Raw genomic sequence first — 667 nt, 5'->3', positions numbered from 1 at the left:
AGCCCGGCCGCGACCCCGCCCCGGCGCGCGAACCAGCTCGCGCAGCCGACGAGTCCGCCCAGCGCGAAGGTCATCGCTGCGAGCTGGAACGGCGGCACCGTGCCGGACGCGGCGGTGAACAGCGCCAGGAGCGACCACAGCAGGATCGCGCCGCAGCCGACGAGGGTGGCGGAGGAGGAAGCGATCACGCGAGACCCGTGCTCAGGAAAGGAAGAATGCTTTCCCACGGACCTGCGAGCGAAGGCAACCCGGCCTGAGAGGAGGGGCGTGTCGATCCGCTTTCCCTAATAAAGCGGGCAGGGCGAGGGCCGATGCCGACTTGCCTTTCGGAAACCCATTGGCGGCACCTTCGTCATCCCGGGGCCGCGCAGCGGAGCCCGGGATCCAGAAACGCTGGTCGAGCCGGACTTTGCACCGTCGGCGGTTCTGGATTCCGGGCTCGCCTGCGGCGCCCCGGAATGACGGTGCGGTACCATCTACAAACGCCCTGCCCGCAGCGAGGGGAGGGAGGTGGCGCCTCACCCCGCCGCAAAACCCTCCGCGTCGCGCGCCTCCCGCAGGAACCCGATCAGCCGCTCCGCCAGGATCGCCGGGGGGCGGGCCGGGCGGATCAGCAGGGTCGCGATCGGCAGGGATGGGCGGAACGGGCGCAGGACGATCGGCAGGG

General features: G+C 71.2%; 1 pseudogene. It reads right to left on the bottom strand.

The window, feature by feature from the left end:
• A pseudogene (locus tag FV222_RS28420) lies at positions 1-185 on the bottom strand (EamA family transporter); the annotation flags it as partial.
• Between the last annotated feature and the right edge of the window lie 482 nt (positions 186-667).

The sequence above is a fragment of the Methylobacterium sp. WL103 genome, assembly GCF_008039885.1.
Taxonomy (GTDB): domain Bacteria; phylum Pseudomonadota; class Alphaproteobacteria; order Rhizobiales; family Beijerinckiaceae; genus Methylobacterium; species Methylobacterium cerastii.
The sequence above is the reverse complement of the archived record's forward strand: the minus strand, read 5'-3'. Positions and strand labels throughout refer to the sequence as shown.